The sequence below is a fragment of the Polaribacter sp. PL03 genome (genome assembly GCF_033875165.1).
Taxonomy (GTDB): Bacteria; Bacteroidota; Bacteroidia; order Flavobacteriales; family Flavobacteriaceae; genus Polaribacter.
The window spans coordinates 1-2,042 of the sequence record NZ_JAWZSV010000026.1; the positions used below are offsets into that span (position 1 = coordinate 1).

The 2,042-nt window shown below is 28.4% G+C and carries 2 protein-coding genes; both read left to right on the plus strand.

Going from position 1 to position 2,042, the window contains the following annotated elements; translation table 11 throughout:
* The first annotated feature begins 124 nt into the window (after nucleotides 1–124).
* Nucleotides 125–1,114 carry a hypothetical protein gene (locus tag SHK09_RS15335; RefSeq protein WP_319811669.1) on the plus strand — a complete coding sequence of 330 codons (990 nt, stop codon included), beginning with the start codon at nucleotides 125–127 and terminating at the stop codon, nucleotides 1,112–1,114.
* A 166-nt stretch (nucleotides 1,115–1,280) separates the two neighbouring features.
* Nucleotides 1,281–1,838 (plus strand): DUF308 domain-containing protein, encoded by a 558-nt coding sequence (locus tag SHK09_RS15340; RefSeq protein WP_319811670.1) that lies wholly within the window; start codon nucleotides 1,281–1,283, stop codon nucleotides 1,836–1,838.
* The last annotated feature ends 204 nt before the right edge of the window (nucleotides 1,839–2,042 follow it).

Below are 2,042 nucleotides of genomic sequence, written 5' to 3' on the forward strand. Positions count from 1 at the left end.
AACAATTTAAAAACAAAACTAGTTCAAAATATTTTTTGCCTTCTAAACGACTAAAAAAAAAGTTTGAACGGTATAAATTAACCTAAAAAAAGGTCAACCTATATCAGTATAATACAAAAAACTTATGAGTAGACAATTAAAATCGAGGGAAAAATTATTTGATAGGTTTTCTAAACAATTGCATTTATTAAAAAATGAGGGACTAATTGATATTGACTTAAAATATGAAGAAACATACATATGTCCTTTATGCTTAAATCAATTTCAAAGGTCAGATTTGATTTCTGAAAAATCGAAAAATTTTTTAACTGAAGAGGACGCACCACCAGCAAAATTAAATGGCTCGCGAATCGCTTTAACTTGCTTTCAATGCAATTCCAAAGCAGGACATCAAATAGACCATCATTTAATTCATAAAATCCGAGAAATTGACGATTCTAAATTTCATAAAGGAACTACACAGAAAATTCGTATGGAATTTGAGGATACTTATGTAAATTCTGAAATTACTTCTAAAGGAAATGGACTTCTAAATGTCTTGCATAAAATTGAAAATAATAACCCGACTACTCTTGACAGATTTATATACAAACTAAAAAATAAATCTGTTGGAGACCTTTTAGATTTTTCACCAAAGAGAAAAAAAATTGACAATAGTAAAGTCGATAAAGCTTTATTGAAAACCAATTATATAATTACTTTTGCTAAATTCGGTTACATCTTTTTACTTGATGAATATTACAATACGATTCGAGATGAAATTAAGCAACCAGATTTGCCAACAGACGGTCATTTAATGATTAATAACCAATTTGAACCTAATCAAATCGGTACTTATTATGTTCTGAATGAAAACGTAAAATCAATTTTTAACATATTCTCTCTAAAAACAGATTATTCAGAAACCCTAATTGGAGCTTTATTACCTTTTCCAAATATGGAACCAAAAGAACTTCATAATAACTTGACTTCGAACGGAACTTCAATTGAGCAAGGTAAAATAGGAGTTGAATTGGACACAACGACTTATGACACAGATGCAGATTTATTTGGAGATTTAATAGAGATAAAAAAGATAATTTCGTGGAAAAACGCACCACAACACCGTATATAATTTATTGCTAGCTCCTTGCCTACTTACGAAAGTCCTCGCGGACTTTCTCGGTCAGTAATTATTTACTAAATTAGTTGCTTGAAACACGCAACAAACCATATACATCAACGTTGTAGTGCATTAATCACTCGAAATCTGAATTAATTAATCTAAACTAAAAAATTAAATGAATTTCTCAAAACATTGTGATTTATGTCAAAATGAAATAACAAATATTGAGAAAGGATTGACTTGTAAATTAACTAATAAGAGACCTGAATTTAAGAATACTTGTTCTGAGATTAAACTTAGTAAAAAGTTTCAAGCGAAAATTGAAATCACTAATCTTGAATTGGAAATAATAAGTAAAACTAAAAGTTCAGTTCATAGTACTTTTTACTTTCTTATTATTATTGGATTTACTTTAATTATTGGAGGATATTATTTTTCCAAGGAAAATATTGAAAGTGTTTATGTTATGCAAATTGCTTTTGGAATACTAAGTGTTGGAGTTACTTTTTTGGGTGTAGCTTATAATAAATTAAACGAATTTAGACGAAAGAATAGCAATGCCGAATTTGATAAATATGAATTAGATGAATTTCTTCAAAAATATGGAATTGAATATAAGACCGACATTAGTTTTAAAGAAAAAATTCACGGAATTCAAGAAATAATGGTTCGAGTGGATTATAAAAATTGGAAAAAGAAACGCACTACAACACCGTATAAACATAATTGCTAATTTTAGCTCACTTATGAAATTCCTTCGGAATTTCGCCGTTCGTGCTTTATTTAGTAAATTCACTGCTTGAAACAACGCAACTAAGCTTATACAACAACGTTAGGCTCAATTGCTCAGAAATTTAAAAACTTTGTTCAAATTCTGAAAATATTTTCATTTTTTAAGTTTTTTATGTCTTTTAATCTCAAGTTTGTGGAACACTCT

Excerpts from the sequence above, each read along its gene's own strand:
- SHK09_RS15335 (WP_319811669.1), top strand. The coding sequence starts at position 125 with ATGAGTAGACAATTAAAATCGAGGGAAAAATTATTTGATAGGTTTTCT.
- SHK09_RS15340 (WP_319811670.1), top strand. The coding sequence starts at position 1,281 with ATGAATTTCTCAAAACATTGTGATTTATGTCAAAATGAAATAACAAAT.